16 protein-coding genes and 1 riboswitch are annotated in these 23,402 nt (G+C 47.7%); of the genes, 3 read left to right on the forward strand and 13 right to left on the reverse strand.

The features are described from left to right. Positions 1–11: 11 nt before the first annotated feature. From cydS to ACFTRD_RS28305, 4 genes are all read right to left on the reverse strand, one after another. Positions 12–221 carry a cytochrome bd oxidase small subunit CydS family protein gene (gene cydS / locus ACFTRD_RS28290; RefSeq protein WP_379385812.1) on the reverse strand — a complete coding sequence of 70 codons (210 nt, stop codon included), beginning with the start codon at positions 219–221 and terminating at the stop codon, positions 12–14. Further along, complete coding sequence (locus ACFTRD_RS28295; RefSeq protein ID WP_192270801.1) at positions 218–1,252, reverse strand: cytochrome d ubiquinol oxidase subunit II; 1,035 nt, start codon at positions 1,250–1,252, stop codon at positions 218–220. Before ACFTRD_RS28295 ends, cydS begins: the two co-directional genes overlap by 4 nt. Beyond that, positions 1,249–2,595 carry a cytochrome ubiquinol oxidase subunit I gene (locus ACFTRD_RS28300; RefSeq protein WP_379385814.1) on the reverse strand — a complete coding sequence of 449 codons (1,347 nt, stop codon included), beginning with the start codon at positions 2,593–2,595 and terminating at the stop codon, positions 1,249–1,251. Before ACFTRD_RS28300 ends, ACFTRD_RS28295 begins: the two co-directional genes overlap by 4 nt. 329 nt (positions 2,596–2,924) lie before the next feature. Continuing rightward, the gene (locus ACFTRD_RS28305) at positions 2,925–5,771 is read right to left on the reverse strand and encodes an ATP-binding protein (protein ID WP_379385817.1); all 2,847 of its coding nucleotides are present in this window, start codon (positions 5,769–5,771) and stop codon (positions 2,925–2,927) included. A 341-nt stretch (positions 5,772–6,112) separates the two neighbouring features. Here ACFTRD_RS28305 and ACFTRD_RS28310 point away from each other — a divergent pair, with 341 nt between their 5' ends. Next, on the forward strand, positions 6,113–6,811 hold the full coding sequence (locus ACFTRD_RS28310) for a response regulator transcription factor (RefSeq protein WP_379385819.1): 699 nt from the start codon (positions 6,113–6,115) through the stop codon (positions 6,809–6,811). Here the strand turns inward: ACFTRD_RS28310 and ACFTRD_RS28315 are convergent. Continuing rightward, the gene (locus tag ACFTRD_RS28315) at positions 6,808–7,278 is read right to left on the reverse strand and encodes a hypothetical protein (RefSeq protein WP_379385821.1); all 471 of its coding nucleotides are present in this window, start codon (positions 7,276–7,278) and stop codon (positions 6,808–6,810) included. The genes ACFTRD_RS28310 and ACFTRD_RS28315 overlap by 4 nt on opposite strands. A 227-nt stretch (positions 7,279–7,505) precedes the next feature. On the opposite strand from ACFTRD_RS28315, the gene ACFTRD_RS28320 reads away from it, so the two are divergent. Beyond that, a complete protein-coding gene (locus ACFTRD_RS28320) occupies positions 7,506–8,648 on the forward strand; it encodes a virulence factor (RefSeq protein ID WP_379385823.1) in 1,143 nt (380 codons plus the stop codon). A gap of 142 nt (positions 8,649–8,790) precedes the next feature. After that, a riboswitch (Lysine riboswitch) is annotated at positions 8,791–9,010 on the forward strand. 124 nt (positions 9,011–9,134) lie between these two features. Then, the gene (locus ACFTRD_RS28325) at positions 9,135–10,601 is read left to right on the forward strand and encodes an amino acid permease (protein WP_379385825.1); all 1,467 of its coding nucleotides are present in this window, start codon (positions 9,135–9,137) and stop codon (positions 10,599–10,601) included. A gap of 211 nt (positions 10,602–10,812) precedes the next feature. Here the strand turns inward: ACFTRD_RS28325 and ACFTRD_RS28330 are convergent, their stop codons facing one another. From ACFTRD_RS28330 to xylA, 8 genes are all read right to left on the reverse strand, one after another. Beyond that, positions 10,813–11,940 (reverse strand): transglutaminase domain-containing protein, encoded by a 1,128-nt coding sequence (locus ACFTRD_RS28330; RefSeq protein ID WP_379385827.1) that lies wholly within the window; start codon positions 11,938–11,940, stop codon positions 10,813–10,815. 203 nt (positions 11,941–12,143) lie between these two features. Continuing rightward, positions 12,144–14,543, reverse strand: a complete 2,400-nt coding sequence (locus ACFTRD_RS28335; RefSeq protein ID WP_379385829.1) for a YcdB/YcdC domain-containing protein — start codon at positions 14,541–14,543, stop codon at positions 12,144–12,146. A 201-nt stretch (positions 14,544–14,744) separates the two neighbouring features. Further along, the gene (locus ACFTRD_RS28340; RefSeq protein WP_379385831.1) at positions 14,745–15,695 is read right to left on the reverse strand and encodes an alpha/beta hydrolase; all 951 of its coding nucleotides are present in this window, start codon (positions 15,693–15,695) and stop codon (positions 14,745–14,747) included. A 173-nt stretch (positions 15,696–15,868) separates the two neighbouring features. Then, positions 15,869–16,501: a bifunctional 4-hydroxy-2-oxoglutarate aldolase/2-dehydro-3-deoxy-phosphogluconate aldolase gene (locus ACFTRD_RS28345; protein ID WP_379385833.1), complete on the reverse strand. Its 633-nt coding sequence runs from the start codon at positions 16,499–16,501 to the stop codon at positions 15,869–15,871. A 258-nt stretch (positions 16,502–16,759) separates the two neighbouring features. Then, positions 16,760–17,830, reverse strand: coding sequence for a glycosyltransferase (locus ACFTRD_RS28350; protein ID WP_379386126.1), 1,071 nt, complete (start codon positions 17,828–17,830; stop codon positions 16,760–16,762). A gap of 974 nt (positions 17,831–18,804) precedes the next feature. Beyond that, positions 18,805–19,521, reverse strand: a complete 717-nt coding sequence (locus ACFTRD_RS28355; RefSeq protein ID WP_379385835.1) for a glycosyltransferase family 2 protein — start codon at positions 19,519–19,521, stop codon at positions 18,805–18,807. 352 nt (positions 19,522–19,873) lie between these two features. Further along, complete coding sequence (xylB, locus tag ACFTRD_RS28360; RefSeq protein ID WP_379385837.1) at positions 19,874–21,367, reverse strand: xylulokinase; 1,494 nt, start codon at positions 21,365–21,367, stop codon at positions 19,874–19,876. 548 nt (positions 21,368–21,915) lie between these two features. Further along, positions 21,916–23,232 carry a xylose isomerase gene (gene xylA / locus ACFTRD_RS28365; protein ID WP_062325883.1) on the reverse strand — a complete coding sequence of 439 codons (1,317 nt, stop codon included), beginning with the start codon at positions 23,230–23,232 and terminating at the stop codon, positions 21,916–21,918. Positions 23,233–23,402 lie beyond the last annotated feature (170 nt).

Consider the following 23,402-nt stretch of genomic DNA (forward strand, 5'->3'; position numbering starts at 1 on the left):
GTACCAACGAATCAGTCCTTTGGATTTTTGCACTTTGCCAAATAAATGAACAAAAACGCAATTGCAGCCACGATGATCAGTGGCGGGGCGTACATAATGGTAAAGGTCTCAAAAAAACTCAACCCTGTTATACCGGGGATACCCGTCACTCCTGCAGGCGAAATAAAAAACAAACACGAAAAGATATTAAAAAGCATGTTGGGAAGCATGAACGGTCTCATCCTTTCTTTTTGCCAGCATTACCCCGTACATAATTGGCATCAAACAGAAACAGCTTCATAATGAGCACGAGTGAAGGAATGAGCACCAGCAGTCCCAGGCTGAACGCCGTAATGAGCGCAATGCCCATCGTCTTGTTGGTGAAGCTGTCGTAAACATTAATGTAGGGATACAGAATGTATGGAAGATGCGAGCGCCCATAACCGTACCAGGCAAAGGCGAACTGCAGCATGACGGCGATAAAGCACCAGCCCATATATTTACGTTTCCATACCAGCGAGACGGCGATCACAAAACAAACAAACGATGCGATGAACATCCATGAGATATTCAACATCTGCTCAAAGTGTGCGGGATTCTGTTTGTTGATTTGCAAAAACGCCAGAAAGCTGGCAAAGATGGTAGGCAGACTCCATAGAAGCGCATACTCCCGCAGGACTTCAAATGCTGTCTCATCCTCTGCCCGCATGGCATAGTAGGAAAGAAACATCGCTGAAATATATAGCACGCTTACCAAAGCAAGCAATACAACAGACCAGGTGTACGGATTTGTCAGAAACTCACGCCAGCGAAAAAATACCTGATCGCCCACCTGCTCAATAATTCCACCTTCGGATATTGCCAAAATAGTGGAAAACACCGCTGGGATCAACAATCCGGTTGCCCCGTATAGTGCCATGTAGATCCGGCTGTTCTGCCCATGGTTCCCATAGGTATTATAGGCGTAATACACGCCCCGAATGGCAAGCAGTACTATCGCCAGTGAACCAGGGACAAGCAACGCTGTCCCATAATAAAAAGCGCTATCCGGATAAAATCCGACCAGCCCGACAACAAAAAAGATCAGAAACACATTCGTCACTTCCCATACAGGTGAAAGATAGCGCTGAATAATGTTATGAATTTTGTTCTCGTGTCCGGTTAATATGCTGTAGAAGCTGAAAAATCCAGCGCCAAAATCAATCGAAGCCACGATCAGGTATCCAAACAGAAACGTCCATAAGATCGCAATGCCTGCAATTTCAAAGCTCAATGGAGGATCCCTCCTTCCAGGCCAAGAGACTCCAGTTCCTTCTCTGCTTCCTTGTTACGGAACAGCTTGCTAAGCACCCGAATCGCCGAAAAGCAAAGGATCAGGTACAACAAAATAAACAGAACCAGCATCCAGCCTACGGACGAAGACGTTGTCGCCGCTTCCGACACTTTCATGTAACCGCGCAGTATCCATGGTTGTCTGCCAACTTCGGCGAACATCCAGCCCAGCTCAATCGCAATCATGGCGAGCGGCCCTAGAAACACAATCCCGAGCAGCAGCCATTTGGGATAAGGCTTGCGCCCTGGCAGCCAGCGGCGGAATACATAGAGCACCGGGATCAGCAGAATAATGACGCCTGTCGTTACTTTCAGGTCAAACATATAGTGAATGGACAACGGCGGCCTCAGATCAGCCGGAAATTCTTCAAGCCCTTTCACTTCCGTGTCTGGTCTATTCCCGGCCAGTATGCTTAGTGCATAGGGGATCTCAATGGCGTATTTGACTTCATTGTTTTCGTCAAGAATACCCCCATAAACCAGCGGCGCCTTCGTCATCGTTTTAAAGTGCCACTCTGCCGCTGCAAGCTTCTCCGGTTGGTATTTCGCCAGAAATTTACCGGAAGAATCTCCGATCATAACGGTGCTGACCGCAAATACGAGCGCACATACCGTTGTGAGTTTCAGTGCTTTTTTGTAATAGACATGATCCCGACCCCGAAGCAAACTGAACGCGGCGATGCCCGCCAAAATACCTGCGCTTAATGTATACGACGAGGCGAGCACATGAGATACCTTGGTTGGTGTAGCCGGATTCAACATGGCAGCAATCGGATGGATGTCCTTCATAATGCCATTAATCAGGGTAAACCCTTGAGGCTGGTTCATGAAAGAATTCACCGTTGTAATGAATATCGCAGACGCTGATGATCCCAGAGCCACCGGAATAAGCAGCAGCATATGGGTATATTTCTTTTTGAAACGGTCCCACGTATAGAGGTAAATACCAAGAAAGATCGCCTCCACGAAAAAGGCGAAGGTCTCCATGAACAGTGGCAAGGCAATCGCCTGACCGGCTACTCTCATAAACATGGGCCACAGCAGGCTGAGCTGCAAACCAATCGAGGTGCCCGTAACGACACCAACGGCAACGGTGATGACAAAACCACGCGCCCATCTGCGCGCCAGCAAGGTGTAATGTATATCATTGGTGCGCAGCCCGCGCCATTCAGCCAAAGCGATCATGAGTGGAACACCTACGCCGATAGAGGCAAAAATGATGTGCACAAACAGGGTAAGACCGGTCAGCATCCGGCTGAGCAGAACAGGGTCCAGGGATGACATGGGGTTACACTCCTCTTTCACATTTAATCGTTATGTACAACTTCATATGCCTATGTGATGATATGTCTCAATAACTCATGATCCGAATAATACTTTTGACAACGGCATACAGCACGATTACGGCTGCGACCAGGCAGACAATAATAAGGGTTTTCTCTTGTTTACGGAACATAGACCTGCCGTCCTCCTTTTGCATGTAATGCAAATTATGGCTCTATAGACAGTTTGCAAAAGAACCTGTTTTTTTATCCGGGAAATTCTGAAAAAACAAAAAAAGGCCTCTATCTTTTAAGATGCAAGCATCCTATCCAATAAAGACCTTTCTTGCCTTATACCAATTCATCCAGCTTGGGCAATCGAACCTTAAAGGTACTTCCTTTATCTGGCGCAGATATAAAAGTGAGGGTACCGTGATGATCCTCTACAATGTTGCGAGAAATGTAAAGCCCTAGACCGGTTCCACCAATCTGACGATGACCCGAATTATCCACACGATAAAACTTCTTGAACAGCATGTCCTGTACATTCTCCGGAATACCTATTCCATAATCGCGCACGTCGATGCATAACCATTCTTGTTCTTCCCACAGTGTAATGTCGATTCTCTCCGCTCCAGGTGAATACTTGACAGCATTGCCGATCAGGTTATGTAACACCTGAATCATCCGATTCCGGTCAGCATAAGCAAAAAAGTCCCCATTAAACGCATGCACATGGATGCGCTGAATGGATGTCATGTTCCATTGCTCAGCCACCCCCTCAACCAGTTCAAGCAATGGCACATATGTCATGTGGTAGGTCATGCTTTCGTTATCCAGACGCTGGATATCCAGCACATCATCCAGCAGGCTGCTCAGTCGTGCTCCTTCCGAAGAAATGGTATCCATGAATTCCTGACGTTGCGAGTCCGGGAGATCATACATCATCATTAACTCCACATAACCCATGATGGTCGCTACAGGCGTACGAAGTTCATGCGACACCACACTGATCAGTTCGTTTTTCATACGATTCAGACGTTCTTCCTCTGTACGATCACGGAACACCAGGAGAAATCCATGGTTCTTACCCGGGACGTCCATTTGTTTCATATACAAGGAAAATACGCTTTTCCCGGCATCATTAAAGATAAACTCAGTCTCAACAAAGGCCCTTTCTCCGTTCAGAAATGCGCGAGTCTGTTCTGCCAAATTAAAATCAGCAGTTAATACTCTGGTATCAATAACTTGAGCCAAGTCTTCAATCGATCTGCCCGAAAAATTCCCAAGGCCAAACATCTCTTCAACTCTTCTGTTGACGATCGTGATTGTACCCGAACGATCAGACATGACCAAGCCTTCTCGAACAGATTCAATGAATTGCTCGCTAATATCTCGCTGTTCCTGAATAGCTACTTTTTCATTAAGCAGCTCTGCATTCAGTTTTTCCAAAGCAAGGGCATGACGGACACGGTCTTCCTCGGCCCTTGTACGCTCGGTAATGTCCTTAATAAACAAGTTATAAAGCGTTTCGTTGTTGCCTAACTGAATTTCCACAATTTTGTATTCTATTGGAAATACGGAGCCGTCCCGGCGAATACCTGAAATCTCCTCGACAATAACATGCCTTTTGCCACGAATATACTCGAATTGATTCAGCAATCCCTTGATTTCGAGGCAACTCGCTCCCTGAAAAAGGGACGGGGCATCCTTCTCGAGTACAACCTCTTCCCGTTTCAGTCCAAACATTCTTTCAGCTTCGGGATTAAACTCTATAATCTTCCCGTTTAAATCTACAGCAATAATGGCATCAATCGATGAATCAATAATGGCCCGTTTGATTTCCTCACTATTTTTCAGCTCTTTGGTCCGTTCTCTAACCCTGTCCTCCAGCGTGAGCTTGTCCTGACGTATCTGCTCGAATTGTCCAAGGAGCACATCGGCCATTTTACGCAAATTTCCTATCAGAATCTGCACTTCGGTTACGTGGCTGGTCGGCCAATCCATCTTGCCATTCCGAAATAGCAGCCGTGGAAGAGAACCCGTCATGCGGGTAAGGCGTTTCAAAGGACTTACGACTTTTTTGCTGAGCGGAGCAGCCACAATCATTGAGGCCACAAAGATAACAAACAGAGATTGAAGCGTTGTAAGATAAATCGACTCAATCCGCGTATAATAATTGGCTGAGTTGGTCTCAACCAACACCCGATATGGAGTACTTGTTGTCCTATCTGCTTCATACATAAACGAAGCCTGCCTCCAATGCGTTAGGACATCGCTATAATAAACATCCCCGGAACGAAATAGGATGGTGCTATCTCCCGGCTTCAGTATATGGTATCTGTTCATATCCAGATGCTCCCCGACTTGAAGAGTATCCAGTCCTGAAATAATTACGTTATCATATTGATCGAGAATAATGACGTTTACATCGAGAAGATAACGATAGCGTTTCATACTTTGATGCATGTTTTCATTGGTTAGATATTGTTCATTCAAGTCCTGGATAACCGCATTCGCAGCATGCTTCAGATTGAATAGTATAGTATCGTTCATTTGACTTAGTTGTCTGCGGCTATCCGCCGATAACAGGACAAGGGAAACAACGACTACAAAGGCAACCACATATTTGAAAGCAATCCTTCTGAGCGGGATGGTTCCTGTTCGCTTCGACTTTTGCTCCCCAGTCGTGATCCAGAAATCCACTACAATGCCTGCAATCAGCGCGTTGACCATGCTGACCACAGCGATATGCATATAGACATATTTTATCTCTTCAAGCTGCATGCCCATTATAAAATACCCGTAACAGGTAACAGGCATTAACATCACAACCCAGAACGATGCATTGGCTTTCATGATACTTCCGTTTTTCCAGCGCATCTGCCATCCCAGCATCCAAATCAATTCAATGAAGTGGGCACCTGTTATAAACAAGCTGGTCGGGACCAGACCCGTGCATAATATATTCAATGAGGCAATCGCTACCATGGCGATGAATCCGTATACACCTCCGTGTAAACGCAGAGCAATCAGTGCCGCTGCACTGCCGAACATCAGTTGTACTCCGTAAAATAGAGTCAGCGGGTAAATACTTCCCATAGTCCCGAGGACAATAAGTATCGCAGTACCAAACCAAGGAATCCGAAGTTTAAGGACCATCCACTCCAGCACCTTTTTTGCCTTTATATGAACCATAAGCCGTTGCCTTCGTGACTGATTTCTAAATTTGCATTCAACAAAGCGCTAGTTCCTCCTATGAATTAAAGCTCGTAAATCTACTTTTTTCCCCTTAAATCGTTCTGATACATTATACTGTAATTAACACCCCATGTAGCTTTGGGAAATATTGAATGATCGGCAAATCAGCCACATTCATGGTAAAATACTGAAGTTTGGCTCAACCATTATAGATCAAACTACATATCATCCTATATTCTGGAATACAAACATTAAAAATTTTGCAGTATTTCTAAACAAATTACGACATTTATATATAAGTTTCTTAATAAATTCTTTTCATCAGGAGTGTGACCCCAATGTCTATCAAAGTACTTCTTATAGAAGATGAGAAAAATCTGGCCGATATGATTGCTTTCTTTCTTGAGGAGGAAGGTTACATAACTGAACGGGTCCATCATGCTCACGAAGCACTAGAGCTTTTCCCACGATTCCAGCCCGATATAGTGGTGACTGATCTAATGCTGCCTGAGACGGACGGCAATGATCTGGTTGAAGCGTTTCGTCAACACTCGACTGTACCCATACTGATGATATCGGCCAGCACCTTGTTGAATGATCGGCTGCGAGCATTACACAATGGTGCCGATGATTTTCTATGCAAACCTTTTAGTCTTAAAGAGCTTGATGCACGAATGAAAGCATTGCTGCGAAGATCAGCCATTTCCTACCCGGATCAACCTGCCAAAATGGATAAACCTGCTGAGGTCGCCGGGCATGTCAGTGTGAATGAGTACAGAAGAACCTTATTTGTCGATGGCATTGAAATCGAGGTCACTCATATTGAATTTGAAATTATGAAGGAATTGTACAGGAATCCAGGCAAAGTATTCACCCGTAACGAACTTATGGATCGAATCAAAGGCTCCGAGCGGGCGTATCTGGATCGTACAATCGATGTGCATATTTCCAGCCTGCGTAAAAAAATTGAACCCGACCCCAAAAACCCAAGATATATCAAGACGGTTTGGGGAACGGGATATAAATACGTCATTTAATAATTGAAGGGCCCTGTCCTCTCTGTCATTGTCGCATCGATAGGGTTGAGGATAGGGCTGTTTTTTGTTTCATATGCACAGGAATGCAGCCACCGCTGTATTTCCATGACCAGCTTTTGCGGCTCTTTTTCTTGCCATAGGACCATCTTCATTACACCTGTACCCGTAATACGCTGCAAATGACGCTTGCGAATCAGGGATTTAAAATCCGTAATCACCAGTAACGGAATATGAGGCATAAATGCCCGGATTGCATTTGCTGCCGAGACGGCTTGCCCGGCGTCCTGATAATCAACAATACAGTAACGGGATGCGCCCCACTCCGACCATGCCACCTCCCTTGCGTTCTTTCTTATGTTGATTGCCGAATCGCCTTGCTTGTCTGACATGTATTCATAATACATTTGAATAATAGGGTCATAGGCAATACTACGGTTTCCATCCGAAAGTACTGTAATTGGTTCCATCGATTATAACCTCCAGTTATTTCTTTCTTCTTAATTATGTCAGCTTCCGTTTAAAAATGTTTGTGCGTGAACATGAAAGAAGTGTTAACTATCTTCGTATTTCTTCACATAACGTGTAAATTTCGCCCAACTATTTCGTAGTTTCAACACAATCATGTAAAATAGATAAATACCCGTGCGATGACGGGAAGTTTATCGATGAATCCGGTACAGGAGGTTATGAACCGATGAATATTGTTTCCATTGAACCAACACCCAGTCCAAATACGATGATGCTGCATCTGGATGAGCGTCTGGAGGACGGGATCCGCAAAACATATACGCTGGATAATGAGCGATCTGCTCCAGCATTTATTCGGCAGATGCTTCATATTCCCGGTGTAAAGAGTGTATTTCATACCACCGACTTCGTAGCCCTGGACCGCAAGGGAAATGCGGACTGGTCCGTTATCCTTGGCGAAGTCCAGAGCCGTCTGGGTCAGCAAGGCATGGATCTGGACTGGATCGAATCGGAAGATGCCTCTGGTGAGCACTTCGGTGAAGCCCAGGTATTTGTTCAATTCTTCAGAGGTGTGCCTATGCAGATTCGGGTCAAAGCGGGCACAAAGGAAGAACGAATCTCGCTCTCGGATCGGTTCGTCAAGGCCGTGACCGAAGTTGCCAGCGCAACGCTGATCAAGGAACGGAAACTAAGTGATTACGGCGTTCGTTACGGAGAGTTGCCTGACATCGCAAGAGAAGTCGAACAGGAGTTAGAGGCAGCGTATCCACCGGAGCGACTGGAGCGAGTGATTCAACAAGCCATCGAGCATGGAACCAATACGGAAGAATTCGTGGAACGTCGCCGCCAGTTAGATGGCGCTGAGCTTGAAGAGGCCCTGCAAAGTGAAGACTGGAATGTTCGCTACGCAGCATTGGATGGCATGGAGCCTACAGCGGAAAGGCTGCCACTCGTTGCCCGTGCCCTGCATGACAGTAAAATGCAGATCCGTCGCCTTGCTGTCGTATATCTTGGTGATATTCGTACACCGGAAGCCATGGAGCTACTGTACGAAGCGCTGAAGGATAGTTCACCCGCTGTTCGTCGCACTGCCGGGGATACCCTCTCCGATATCGGTGACCCTACGGCAACGGCAGCCATGACAGCCACGCTAACCGACAAAAGCAAGCTTGTACGCTGGCGTGCTGCCCGTTTCCTGTACGAAGTGGGAACGGAAGAAGCAGAGCAGGCATTGCGGAATGCAGCCGAAGACCCTGAGTTTGAAGTCAGCCTGCAAGCCAAGATGGCCCTGGAGCGGATTGAATCCGGGGAACAGGCCGCTGGAACCGTGTGGCAGCAAATGGCTGGACGTAACAAGAAGTCCGAATAGGCCTTTTGATTCACATCCAACAATTGTTATTGCACTGGAATACCATGAGCGTTATACTGATTGTCTGTTTACTATACAGAACATGGAGTGTTACGTTCTGTTATTTTAATTTCATAGACAATAGATACACCTCATCCATTGATGGTGAGGTAGAGGTCGCGGGTGCGATCAGTACGCTGAAGGAGGCGCTAAGGAGCCGCTTATGAATTCAGCCGAAAGGTGCACCCGCCGAAGCCCGCAGGACGGTTCCTTACGTTGTCCAGCGCGGCTGGGGCTGTTGCCGAAAGGCGCAGAACTGTCACGGAAGAATAAGATGCCTTCTCCGGAGGGTATGAATTCTTCTGTGTTGAGCTATCTTAAACATTTGGGACAAGGTGCGGGCGATTGATATAGAGACCGCGGGCTTATGCCTGCGGTCTTTTGTGTTATATCGTTATATCGTCATAGATCTGATATTATCAGTACGCTGAATGAAGGAGTGTTTCCATGCAAGACCGCAACAACCAAACAACAAAAGGGCCTTCCTTGAAAAAAGGTCTACGCGCACGTCATATGACCATGATTGCCCTGGGTGGCTCCATCGGTACAGGACTGTTCCTCGCCAGCGGCACCGCCATCTCCACGGCTGGACCCGGCGGTGCACTGATTGCATACGCGGCTGTCGGCATCATGGTCTATTTCTTAATGACCAGTCTCGGAGAACTGGCTACCTTCATGCCCGATTCCGGTTCCTTCAATACGTACGCTGCCCGGTTTGTCGATCCAGCTCTTGGGTTCGCCATGGGTTGGAACTTCTGGTACAACTGGGCCGTCACCATTGCGGCTGAGCTTGCTGCCGCAACCGTGCTCATCAAATACTGGTTCCCCGACAGCTCATCGATGTTGTGGAGTCTGTTGTTTCTTGTTTTGATCTTTGCCTTGAATGTGCTGTCTGTTAAAGGATACGGCGAATCCGAATACTGGTTCGCTATTATCAAGGTCGCGACGGTCATCATCTTTCTGACTGTTGGCGTGCTCATGATCTTCGGTATTATGGGTGGAGAAGCAGTTGGGTTTAGCAACTTTACGATAGGAGATGCACCTTTCCATGGCGGATTCTTCGCGGTTCTTGGGGTATTTATGGCCGCCGGGTTCTCTTTCCAGGGAACAGAGCTCATTGGTGTTGCAGCCGGTGAAAGTGAAAACCCGCGTGAAAATGTTCCCCGTGCCATTCGGCAGGTGTTCTGGCGTATTCTGATTTTTTACATTCTGGCGATTACAGTCATCAGTCTGATCATTCCTTACACCCATCCGAATCTGCTCAAAGGGGACCTGAATAACATCGGGGTCAGTCCGTTTACTCTTGTCTTTGAAAAAGCAGGTTTGGCCATTGCTGCTTCGGTCATGAATGCTGTTATTCTGACTTCTGTGCTGTCTGCCGGGAATTCAGGCATGTACGCTTCCAGCCGGGTCCTGTACGCTCTTGCCCGTGACGGCAAGGCACCTCGCTTCCTGGCAAGGCTGAACAATAAGGGCATTCCAATGAACGCCCTGCTCTTGACTACAGCAGTGGGCATGCTGGCATTTCTGGCCTCCCTGTTCGGTGATGGTATTGTATACACATGGTTACTCAATGCATCCGGTATGTGTGGCTTTATCACATGGCTTGGCATTGCCATCAGCCATTACCGCTTCCGCCGTGCCTATGTGGCTCAGGGACGTGATCTGAACGACCTGCCCTACCGTGCACGCTGGTTCCCGTTTGGTCCGATCTTTGCCTTTGTACTCTGTATCATCGTGATCATCGGTCAGAATTATCAGGCGTTCACAGGCGATCAGATTGATTGGAGCGGAGCACTCGTTGCTTACTTGAGCGTACCCTTGTTCCTTGTGTTATGGCTGGGTTATAAATTTATTAAAAAAACCAAAGTCGTTCCGCTTCAGGAATGTGACTTTACACCGTCAGCGGAATGATGATCCACAACTGTCCATCTAAATCCAATCGTTATCCAACACTTTACTTTCAATGATATCTGGTTCTTCAACATAAAACGGGCAGCATTCTTTCCAAAGGAGAGCATGTTGCCCGTTTGGTTTGCCCAGGCTTCATCCGCTCACAAACAAGGACGCTCATCCTCTGAGCGCCCTTGTTCAACGTTATATACAATCATGACACAGCCTGCTACTACATGGTCCAGGTAATCTTCACACGCAGATCGACGGTGCCCTCCATTTTGGACACGTAATACGATATCGATTTCATGCCAAGCTGATACAAATTCTGCAAGTCCTCCACCAGTCCCGTCTCGGTGCCTTTGTACCTGAACGTCAGTGAAGTTCCTCCATCCTTGAGCACACCCTGCACTTTGGTCTTGAGTGCGGAATGACCACTGACAGCATCACTCTCGTCATAGAGCGAGTATTCCAGGGTATGATACAACTTCTGATACACAGCTGCTTTGCTTCCACTGGTCTTCACCAGATTTTGCAAAGCTTCCCGATAAGGATCAGGTGCAGCAGGATACCTGCTTTTGGCCGTCCAGACATGGTCTCGTGCCATCTCCTCATCACTGAGTAAATAGTAACTGTGACTTACCTTCCCTTTGCGGTCAGGAGTAGGATCATCCCACGTCGTGTCCATATGGTACCACTTACCATCCAGCTTCACGAGATTCCAGGCGTGCAGTTGCCCGCCAGCCGTTCCCTCCACGATCCGATTGTCTATACCCACCTGCTCCAGCATGCGATAAGCCAGCAATGAATATCCCTGACATACGGTGCTGCCAGTAACAAGCCCGTCATACGCAGTATATTTCTTCAAGGATGTATCGTAGGAAAGATGAAGCACAATCCAGTCATGAATGGCTTTGACCTTCTCATGATTGGTCATGCCAGGTACGATGATTTCTTCCAGCACGTTGGTTACTTTACGGTTGACATATTCGGTCTGTTCCTTCGTTTCCCGATATGCCAGTTTCACATGTACCTCAGCGGATACGTTGGAGCCTTTATAGTTAAATGCATAGCTTTTAACGGTATATTGAATGTAGGGATCGCTGGTCATCGCTTCGTCAATGGAACTCTGCAACTGCTTCTTGAGGCCTTTCACATTGCCTTTGTATGTAAAAACAAGTTCCTCCGTTCGCTGTGACATCGCGGTAAGCAACGTCTCTCGAAGATCGGTATTCGTGGATATATCTGATGTTCCCGACGCCGCATATAGCTGATCCAGATCAATCGCATGCGGCAGCGCCACAGCAACCAGACAGCCAGCCAAAAGCAGGGTTATCACTCGTTTTCCATGCTTGCCCATGAAAGGATACCACCTCTCTTCGCAAAATTCTCATGCCTCATTGTATCACAAAACGGTATGACGGCAGGGTTCTAGTTTTGTCGAAAAGAATCAAAAGAGACCTTCCGCAGAAGGTCCCCTTGTCTTCAGCAAAATAAACCGAATCTGCCCGTTATTCTCATCTTATGATTGTTCCGGGCAATTATGCTGCTCGCTTCCATTATTCAATACAGGCGATTTCCGTTCATAAAGGTATCCGTCTTGCCCTGAAGCTTGGCAAGTCGTTCCAATACCTGTGCCGCTTCGGCAACTGTCACTTTACGCGCAGGCATAAAGCGGCCATCGATCGAAGGCAACAATCCCAGCTTGATACTGAGGGAGACAGCTCCCTTATTGTTGACCGCACTGGCATCTGCCAGGTTCGGAAGATCTGAAGGCAACGTGTAGAATCCGGCTAATTTCTCATAGCGCAATATGCGCACGAGCAATACTGCCAACTCTTCACGAGTCATCTCCTCTTCTGGATTCAACTTCGACTTGGGATCGGCACCCGCTAACCAGCGCTGGTCGATCAATGTACGAACGGCTTGGTAATATGGGCTTTCCGGGGTGATGTCAGCATACAGATTGCCTTCCCCGTCTCCGCTGTAATACACATCCAAATTTGGATTAACTGCTCTTGCCAGATAGGTCAACCAGTCTCCCTTGGTAATGACTCGGTCCGGGAAAACACGTCCCTGTTCATCTGCAACAAGTACACCATGCTGTATCATATTCTGAAGATCAGATTCGGCGGCATGCCCCTTAATATCGCTGATTGTAACCTGAACTGTCCCACTTGTGCTGCCGTACATCGGTTTCCATTCTCCTGTGTTGGCATCAAGCACTTCATACGTGATGCCTGTCAACGGACTGTCAGTACGAGTAGGCATGTAGGCAAGCTTCACACCCACAGGAACGGCTTCACCATTGCCCATGCCGAACCCTCCATAACGTGAGTAGGCCAGTACCAATTTGAATTCTTCAAGGTAGGTCGCCCTGGCCTTCTCATAGCTGATGGCCGGTTTGACATCCGTCGGCAGTTGCTCTGGCGTTGCAGCAACCATCGAATAATATTCAGTGATCGTTCCATCATTGGAAACTTGTACCTGAACCGTATCATCCTTAACCACAATTCCGTTTAGGTACCGCTGGAATATAAACGTGCGTGCAGCGTCCAATTCAAGCACCGTTGAAAGTCGGAATTGCTTGCTTGCATCCGGCACAAGGGAGATGACTGTATTGACAGCCAATTTCTCCGCCTGAGATTTGGTCACGGTCTTGCCCTTCACTTCCGTATCGGACTTCTCCTGCTCCATGCCCGGCATTATGCGCTGATAAATATTCACACTGTAGATCTGTCCGGTTGCCGCATCCACTTGTGCTGATATGTCTCTCATGAACATATAAGACGCACTTGCATTGCGGTTGCTCCAGCTCAGGCTCCAGACCTGATTGTTAGGGCTCGCAAAACTCCCTTTGGTTAACTGGCTATAATCTAATTTATAACTTTCCGGAATATTAAAACTCTTTTTGACCAGCTTCTCCGCCTGCTGAGCATTCAGTTTCGATCCCGTATTCGGAGTAAAAGCAGCTACACTGCCTTTCAGAGGTTTGTCCTCCTGGGAAACGTCCTGGACAATGGCGTCACCTGTCATGCTGTTGATCCGATCCAGTGTATTCGCATCAAGTGCAGTAACACTTGAGTTCTTCGGCGTGTATCCCAAGTAATACTTCTGGCCGTTGCGAGAAGAAAAACGCTCTTCGCTAATATAGGCCAACTGAATATCGAACTCTTCCTCGAACTTCTGCTGAGCCTGATCCGCTGGAATTGCCGCCTTTGATGAAGGATATTCAGCTCCAATGGTAGTTCGTGAATAGCCCGTCACCAATCCGCTCTGATCCACACTTATGTAGGCTGTTTCAGCCTCGGATACCAAGCCTTCATGCTTCAACTGATAGCTGTAAGTATACTCTGTTCGGCCAAACAGGGATTGCTGCACACTGTTCGCATACGGCTCAGCAACGGCAACAAAACCACCTTCCTTCAGATTCGGAATAGCCTTGTAAAGAAACTCATCTGCCTGCTTTTTCGCTTCGGTCTTTGTCAATTTCTTCTCTGAATCGGAAAACTGTTTCTCCAACAACTCAGAAGGCAAATGTACACTCAGCACTTCCCCTGTGACTGCATGTACTGTTGCGCTGAATCCGGTGGAACGGTTTCCTTCACGCAGTTCAAATCCAATATCCCATGCCTTATAATCCGGTGGCGGAAAAGAATTGGGTGAATCAAATCGTGCGGATGAGATCGTCGCCTTTTCTAGCAACGGAAATAATTTCAGTATATTCTCGCTCGCTTGCTTGGAGGAGATGTTGGCTCCTTCAGGCACTTCGTTGTCTAATATTCCAAGTTGTTTTTCATTTTCCCCCGCTGCGGCTTCTGTCACCTGTTCCGCTGTCGCTGCCGACGCACTGCCTGAAAACCCTGGTGTCTGTGATGCCAGGAGCAATGTGGCCATGGCTGCTGTAGCCGCTTTGGCTGTAAACATTTTGAATCGTACATTAAAATTCCAATCAAAACTCAAATCTGGACCTCTCCCTTCAATTTCATACAAGGATGCATGAAAATAACCTCGCATGAATATTGCCAGTCTATTCTATGATACCATAAGCTTCCTTTTTAATCGTCGTTTTCCCAACAATTTTACAAATGAGAATTTTTGCAAATCATCCTGAACAGCAAAAAAACGCCAACCGGGTTGGCGTTTCAACAATCAGCCTGAGCATCAAGTAGGCTGGATTTTCTCTATATTGACGTTCGGTATAACCGATTCATTTGACTGAGACTGCACCTGAACATATTTTTTCAAAAATGGAATGACTGCTTCCCAGAATGCAGGATCTTCTTCAGAACAGCTATGCCCTCCACTATTGACCCACAAATGTTCCACAGGCGGATCAGCCTTGGACATAAAATATTCAAGTTCGCTCGGGGGAATAAAATTGTCTCCTTTGGAATGAACCATAAGCATCGGCAGCTGCATTCCCTTACGCCGCTCATTCAGCATCATCACCGGATCGCGCTGGCGATACGTTTTGAGAGATTCACCAAGCCGCCAGAACCAGATTCGCGGAATCAACTGGGCCAGCGGAAACAGAGGCAGGCGTCGCCGTCTCAGCTCCGAACTGACGATAACCTCGAATTGGGATGGCATGGAGTCTGTAATCACCGCTGATACAGGAATACCCTCGGTCACCGCGAGAATGGTGCCCAGCCCGCCCAGAGAATGCCCCAGCACACCGATTGCCGCAGGGTCAATCTCCGGACGAGACCTCGTATACTGTAAAGCGGATAACAGATCGTCGCGAAACAGGTAGGCTGAGGCTGCTTTGACCGGATCACTGGCTCCATGGCTGCGAACATCATACATAAACAGGGCATACCCTGCTTCCCAGATGGGACGTGCATAACGAAGGACTCGGGAGCGATTGGAGCCCCAGCCGTGGGCAATAATGACCAGCGGCCATGGTTTCGGGACACTAGCCTCGGCAGGAATAAACCAGCCGTGTACCCGGCCACCACCACTGTCAAAGGTTACGTCTTCAAAAGGCATGGGTGGTGTGAGCGTAATCGGAATCTTTTTCGGTGTCTGACTCTTTACGGCCGCCTTCCATAAACCACCCGCCGTAACCGCTGCAACAGCAATCATGCCGCCAATCATTGTTTTAGCTTTCACTGGGTTTCACTCCTCTCCGGTGTATGGCATAACTCCATCATACGACAGCATGATCAACAGAACGTTAATCCACATCACTTCTTATATAATGTATGGATTCAGGAGCATCTCATATATACCCTGATACCCTGATATATATGGTTGGTTTAATCCAATTCCGTTAATTCCCTTCCTCACCCTTCGATTTGAGCTATTTCAACAAATGCACGTGTACAAGCGGCAATCTGCTCATCATTGCCTGCTGCAAGTGCTTCTCGTGGCAAAAGCGCACTTCCAAGGCCCACTGCTGCGGCACCCGCGGTATAATAATCTGCAATGTTATCCAGTGTGGCTCCTCCTGTTGCAAGCAGCGGGATATGATTCAGTGGAGCCTTGATTTCACGTAAATATGGAATACCCAGACTTGCCATAGGGAACAACTTCACCACTTTTGCCCCTGCTTCATATGCAGCCACAATCTCCGTTGGCGTCATCGCCCCGGGCCAGATCTCCACGCCATGTTCTACAGCATATTCAATAACGGACAGATCGACATTTGGAGACACCAAAAATTGAGCCCCCGCTGCGACCGCTTCTTTGGCCATCTGCACGTTCAGTACCGTACCTGCTCCGACATAAGCCTTACCCTCATGCCGTGAACGCCAGTCTGCGATAATATCATGTGCTTCAGGTGTGTTAAGGGTCACTTCCATCAGACGGATTCCTCCATCTGTCATCCCCTGCCCTGCTGCCAGAGCAGCTTCCCGGCTAATACCACGAACGATAGCCACCAGTCTCGATTGCAATAATACTTCCGTCAGATTCATGCCAACTTCCCCTTGTTTCATAAATTCGGCAGCCGAAGACAAGTATTCGTTATCACCGCTTTTCCGTTAGTTACTATTGTAAAGCATATCGTTCCCTGGATGAAATAGAATGATCCATTTTCTATGAGGATAAGTGGTTATCGATATCGGGTATACAGATACATCGCAACACGAAAACCTCTCCATGGAAAAGGGTTAATGCACCCATTCAATTCCATTAGAGAGGTTTGATATGCCTACAACGGGCATGTGCACACGCTATGCCTTTTCCAGAATACTTTCTTTCTCCAGATCCTTAAAATACCTGTCATTATACAGCATGCTCGGATGTGTGGGATGGTACATCAAAGCAATGTCATTGTGCTCTTTGGCTTTTATCCGATTGCCCAATCGATCATAACACACGCATAATTGCAGATGAGGCATCCACGTCCAGGCGGCTTCATTCAATACAACCATTGGATCTGTCGGGCGTATAGCCCGGGTCGCCAGTTCATACCAGAATATCGCTTTGCGATATTCTCCACGGTCGGCAAAATAACCTCCCAAACGGCAGCAAATCTCTGCCCTCGGTAAATCAAAAGCGAAGGATCTCAGCAACGCCGAAACTTCCTGCTCCGAACGTCCAAGCGCGGCTTCGCAGTCAGCTATTTTCTGGCAGGCTGCAATCCGATCCTCTACCCAACCAAGTCCGGTGTCCAGGAATTTCTCATAATATCTCACTGCATCAGTGAACTTTGCGTGATCTTTCAGCTCGTTTCCAAAATAGTACAAATCACGCGGGGAGAATTCTTCTCCGGCCTTTTCCCGTTTTCGGTAAATCCTCAGATTGCGATCTGTATATTCTTTATCCTTCTTATGTGTAACTGCGACATCACTATGCAGCGAATGACCGACCACTTCCAGATATTCATGCACCGCACCAATCCAGCGAAAATTCCGATCCCGCCGGACCAGCCGATTTCTCCGCAAACTGTAGGCCACTTTCCCCTCCGCTGTAAAGGACAGATGATAATCCATCGTAACACTATCCACAGCAGGGTCCAGGGAACGTTTCAATTCAATAAACTTCACCCGGTCATCCGGTTCAAACACATCGTCGGCATCCAGCCATAATATATATTCACATGTTGCTTGTTCAAAGGCAAAGTTCCGGGCCGCCGCAAAATCATCCACCCACTCAAAATCGATAATGCGTTCCGTGTAACGTGCTGCGATCTGACGGGTCTGATCCGTCGAGCCCGTATCGACGATCACAATCTCATCGGCAATGCCATTAACCGAATCCAGACATCTGGCGAGGGAAGCTTCTTCATTTTTCACGATCATACATAGCGAAATACTAACGGTCTCTTCTCCACGTCTCGCCTTGCGATTATAAGCAGCCACGCCAGGCAACTCGGATAGTCGATAGATGTGATAGGCAGGAAAGTGTGTATCCACGTATAATTGAAATCCTAAGGCTTGGGCTCGAATGCAAAAATGACGATCTTCTCCCCAGAACGATACATTCGGAATCTGGTCATAGGACACCCTGGAATCCAATACATTCTTACGAATAAGAGTACATGCCCCCAGACCCCCTACCTCGTAACAGCCCGGGATTCGCAATTGCCTCAGAAAAGCATCCGTCTGTGTAGTTTCATCCTCTGCCTCCTGCCCGGTGATCGCTTTGTCTCTCTTGCGATACAGGGCGTACTCGTCCTGCAACCAGACCTGCGGCATCTCCCTTGTACCCGGCTGCCAGCGCGTCCAGAAGATATTGGATACAATCTCCTTACCAGTGGAAACAAGCTGCTCCAGCGAGCGGGGATGCAAGACAAGATCGGAATCAATCAGGAATACGGCATCGTACTTCTGTTCACGGGCATAAGCCAGAAGACGATTTTTCAGCCCCGCAACACGCCAGATCTGTGCATCCCGCCAATAATGTCCTCCTTCATCCTTAGTGTATTTTCCCTTTTCCGGGCTACCACCTTCGTCATCGCCATCTGCTCCAAGAATGGTGCCTTGATACTGAAGTACAAATTCTTCGAGCATATGGGATGCCGCTTCCTCTTCATTATCGTCCACAAACAAATAATCAGTCTCTACCGTTGTTCGCTCAAGGGCAATTAGAGAGTCAAGAAACTCACGGAGCACAAGAACCGTCTGTCGAACAGGACTTGCAATCAGAACCCGTTCTTTCATTGGTTCCTGCTGATCCTTACGTTCACGGGATTCTAAGGATTCCTGAGTTTCTTTGGATTCCCGGCTTGGTTTGCGCAGCTGGTCATCTCTCAACGTATTCCATCCCCCTCTCCTTATTCCGACCACGGTAACAATCTAGGCTCGCTATCCAGAATGGATTCATACTGTTCCTTCCAACCGTATCTGGCATCCGGGTCAAGCGCTTGATAGCGCTCAAACTTACGTACCCGATCCTCCAGGCGTGCCCAGCCATAATGCTTCACTCGAGGAGCATGGCATCCATAGGCAAAATGTTGAATGGTTAGTGGAAAACGGCCGCAATGCTGTGGGGTTTCCTTCCACTCATAGCTCCACTCCGGGCGATATCGGACCAGAAATGGCCGATAATACACATGGGCCTGCCAGTACTCGTCTTCCCGATAATGGGTCTCACTCCACATATCAAACAGCCTAAAATAAATGGCGTCCTCACTTCCGCTCAACAGTTGGTTCCGAACAGCCTCAAAATCAGTCGTCAAGATTTCATCGGCATCCAGATTCAAAATCCATTCCGGTTCGGTAGCCACCGTCTCCTCCCATTGCTGCTTCCTGAGGCTCACCTCGTCGGAAAAACGCGAAGCCGGGTTCTCTATCAATACGAGTGGGATGCTGCTCAACAGTTCACGGCACATGGCTACGGTTCCGTCCGTACTTCCGTCATCTATGATTACTGCCCGGTCTATCCAGGGCCGATGCATTTCCAACGCCTGTTTGAGATATCTGTGCTCTTCATTACGGACGATCATGGATAAAGTAATATGCGGCCTTTCCGCTTCCTCTCGTTCATCCAAAGTTTCACCCCCATGCTCAAGCTGCCGTCTATCTTTATTGAAATAAATGGTCTTACATTAGTTCACTATACCGTGTAAAAATAGCCCTTATTGCATGGATACCCAATCGTTTTATACGCCTAATCTTTAATGGGTTGAAACATATATCTGTTGAACTATTCGGTATCAAAGCATCTGTCTGGACGGATTACGATCCTCTATATCCAATCTATGCATATCCGGATTATGGTTATGTCAGACGTCCAAACCTTTCACGTCGCTTAGCACATTTTCGTTGTGACCATCAAGCATCTTCCCCATAAGCAAAAGCACCCGCTTTCGCGGATGCTTTTGCTCTGTCTGAATATTTAAATTAACGATACGCTGCCAAACGGTCATTCAAGCTGCGTGTGTGCCCGTACACCTCTTGGTACAATGCAAACAGTCCATCATACACCTTCACTGCTTCCGGGTTAGGCGTATAGGATTTGGCCGGACGAATGAACGCTGCTGCACATTCCTGCAAGGTTGGGAACCAGCCACAGCCATAAGCCGCCAGCATCGCCGCGCCCATCGCAGGACCCTGCTCACTCTCCAACTTCACAATGGTTGCATTGAAAACATCGGCCTGCATTTGCAGCCAGGCTTCATTTTTGGCACCGCCCCCAATGGAGATCACCTCATTGACCGTTTTGCCTGCTCCACGCAGAATATCGATCGATTCCCGCAGGGAGAATGTGATTCCTTCCATCACAGCACGTCCAAAGTGCTCCAGCTTGTGCCCTGCATCCATACCGATAAAGCTGCCCCGAATATTTGCATCAGGGTGCGGCGTACGCTCGCCAACGATGTATGGTGTGAATAACAATCCGTTGCTGCCCGGTGGAATGGCATCAATTCCTTGCAAGAGCACATCAAATGATTTGTCCGCAGCAAATGTTTCCTTGAACCAAGACAAGCTGTACCCTGCCGCAAGGGTTACCCCCATAATATAGAAGGCATCTTTCTCACCATGGTTAAAAAAGTGAACTTTGCCTTCAAAATCGAGATCTTTCCGCTCTTCATAGGAAAGGACAACGCCAGACGTTCCGATGCTGCACATCGTCTGTCCTTCACTCAGAATGCCTGCGCCAATGGCTCCGCACGCATTGTCCGCACCACCGGCATATACTTTGGTTGATGCTGCAAGTCCTGTTTGATCGGCAATCTCAGGCAGCAACGTGCCCACTTCCTCAAATGATTCGACCAATCGCGGACACAAGGATACCGGCAGTTCAAAAGCTTCCGCGATCTCCTTGCTCCATTGCTTGCCAGCAACGTCCAGCAGCAATGTGCCCGCTGCGTCTGAATAATCCATGGCATAATCACCTGTCAGGCGATAACGTACATAGTCCTTCGGCAGCAGGAACAGAGCCGCTTGTTGCAGCAGTTCAGGTTCATTCTCCTGTACCCACAGGATTTTCGGCAATGTAAAACCTTCAAGCGCTCGGTTTCGGGCAATGCTTAACAACTTTCCATCCAGCACTTTTTCGATGCGGCGGCACTGCGCCGTTGTGCGTGTATCGTTCCACAAAATGGCGTTACGCAGCGGTTTACCCTCGGCATCCACCAATACCAATCCATGCATCTGTCCGGAGAAGCTCAGCCCTTCAATTTCCGAAGGATGTACGCCAGACACTTCCAGCAATTTGCGCAGAGAGACAATCGTCTGCTCTACCCAATCCTCCGGATTTTGTTCACTGTATCCAGCCTTGGGCTGGTACAGCGGATATGCCTCAGATGCTTCAAACGCCACTTTCCCTTCACGATTAACCAGCACCGTTTTGACTGCGCTTGTTCCCAGATCGACACCAATTACGTAACTCATGGGTTAACTCCTCTCGTTTATCTCAGGTTATATCCACGAAGAATCCAAGTTTACATGAGAGTCACTCCATGATCAGAAAACCCTTGGATCGCCGTTACCCCCGGATTTCCTTCATCCCTTTTACAAGGGAGAAATCCGGGGATAAATGCGAAGTGTATGCTTCCGATGCAGCTTTCTTTCAGAAAGCTTTTAGCTCCGCTTCCTAGGGTCCTTTCTGCTCACTCCGTTCTGCATGCATGATCATGGACACACATGGATATGAAACGAGTAAAACGTACTCGTTTCTGTAGCTAAAATCGTGCCAACGACCTATATCTGTCATTAGTAATGGATACGCAAACCATAATGCACAAGAAACTCACTCGGTTCAAGGACCAAAAAACCGTCCCCGCCTTCCCAGGGGAAAGTCGGGGACGGTCCGAATGTCATGCTTGTTCAGGCGTTCCGTAGTACAAGCTTTGTGTTAGGCTGGTGTGAATACTTCACTATATACCTACACACGCGTAACTCATGGATGCAATACATCCATAAATACCGCCTAACCGGTATTAGTCAGCCAGAATGTACTGGTTAAGTTTGGCTCTCAGCAATTCCTGACGTCCGGATTGGTTTTTGCGTGGGCTTTCGTTGTTCAGTGCATACTCTGCAAGGGAAGCCAGTGTTGCTTTACCTGCAACCACATCTGCGCCGATACCTTCGCTGAAGCTGCTGTAACGTTTTTCGATGAAGTCATCGAATACACGATCTTCAATCAATTTTGCTGCCACTTTCAAACCTTTAGCGTACGTATCCATTCCAGCGATGTGTGCGAGGAACAGATCGTCTGCTTCGAAGGAACCACGGCGTACTTTGGCGTCAAAGTTCACACCACCACGGCCGATACCGCCGTTTTTCAATACTTCGTACATCGTCAATGTCGCATCGTACATATCCACCGGGAACTCATCCGTATCCCAACCGATCAGCATGTCGCCTTGGTTGGCATCGAGGGAACCAAGCATGCCGTTTGTGCGGGCAACGCGGATCTCGTGATCGAATGTGTGACCAGCAAGTGTTGCATGGTTAGCTTCCAAGTTCAGTTTGAAGTGTTTGTCCAAACCGTATTTTTGCAAGAAGGCAATGGATGTTGCTGCATCATAATCATATTGGTGCTTGGTAGGCTCTTTCGGTTTAGGCTCGATCAGGAATTGTGCATCAAAGCCAATTTCCTTCGCGTAGTCTACTGCCATGTGGAACATGCGGGCAATGTTGTCTTGCTCCAGTTGCATGTCTGTGTTGAGCAATGTGTCATAACCTTCACGACCGCCCCAGAACACATAGTTTTCTGCGCCCAGACGTTTACCCACTTCCAGACCTTTCTTGATTTGGGCTGCAGCATGAGCGTATACGTCTGCGTTGCAAGTAGAAGCTGCACCAAACATGAAGCGTGGGTTGGAGAACATGTTCGCTGTATTCCAGAGCAGCTTTTTGCCGCTGGATTTCATGTGGCCTTCAATCAGGTCAACGATTGTATCGATGTTGCTGTAGAACTCACGCAGGCTGTTGCCTTCTGGTGCGATGTCCACATCGTGGAAGCAGAAGAACGGGAGATTCATTTTTTCCAAAAATTCAAATGCTGCTTCAACGCGTACTTTCGCGAGGTCCAGGCCGGAGTAGTTATCCCAAGAACGAACAGCTGTTTCCGCACCAAACGGATCACTACCACCCGCTGTTAATGTATGCCAGTAAGCCATGCCGAAACGGAAATGCTCTTCCATCGATTTGCCGGCTACCACTTCTTCGGGATTATAATGTTTAAAAGCAAATGGATTCGTGGAATCTTTACCTTCGAATGAAATTTTATTAACGGATTCAAAATAGGCCATGTTAAATGCCTCCTCAATAGTTTTAAAAGTAATCGTTTACAACGTTATCCTAACACATCGGTTATACTTTGTCTATTGGTTAAACAAAGTAAAAATAAAAATGTTTTTTGCGGGTTTGTTTACGCTATAATAGTCGAATAGCTTGTTTACGGATAACGGGTCTGAACCCT

It is taken from the genome of Paenibacillus sp. NPDC056933 (genome assembly GCF_042674385.1).
Lineage (GTDB): Bacteria > Bacillota > Bacilli > Paenibacillales > Paenibacillaceae > Paenibacillus.